Here is a 479-nt window from a genome sequence, read left to right as displayed (position 1 = left end):
CGCCATAAATGAGGTGCGCCGCTACGGGGCTGACGTGCAGTTTGTCAGGCGGACGGCGGGTCGCGTCGGTGTCTACTACCTTGAAGCCGGCGCAATGCAGCGCCCGTCCGCCGTCGTCTACGACCGCGACTATTCGAGCATCTCGCTCGTCAAACCCGGCGACTTCGACTGGAAGGCGATTTTTGCGGGCGCGGCGTGGTTCCACCTGACGGGAATCACCCCCGCGCTCTCGCAGGGCGCGGCAGACGCTGCGCTTGAGGCGGCGAAGACGGCGAAGACGGCGGGGCTGACGGTCTCCGTCGACCTGAACTACCGCAAGAAGCTCTGGAACTACGGCAAAAAAGCCCCCGAAGTGATGCGGGAACTGGCAAAATGGGCGGACGTGCTCATTGCAAACGAGGAAGACATTCAAATGTGCCTCGGCATAGAGGCGCAAACGGCAAAGGTCGAGGTAACGTCGGGCGCGCTCGACACGGGCG

Annotated in this window: 1 protein-coding gene; it reads left to right on the top strand. The window is 63.5% G+C overall.

Features of this window, described 5'->3' with window-relative positions:
* Nucleotides 1-479: PfkB family carbohydrate kinase (locus tag AWU74_RS08070; protein ID WP_238580264.1), on the top strand; the 479-nt coding region annotated here is incomplete at both ends.

Source organism: Treponema endosymbiont of Eucomonympha sp. (genome assembly GCF_001028545.1).
The sequence above is the reverse complement of the archived record's forward strand: the minus strand, read 5'-3'. Positions and strand labels throughout refer to the sequence as shown.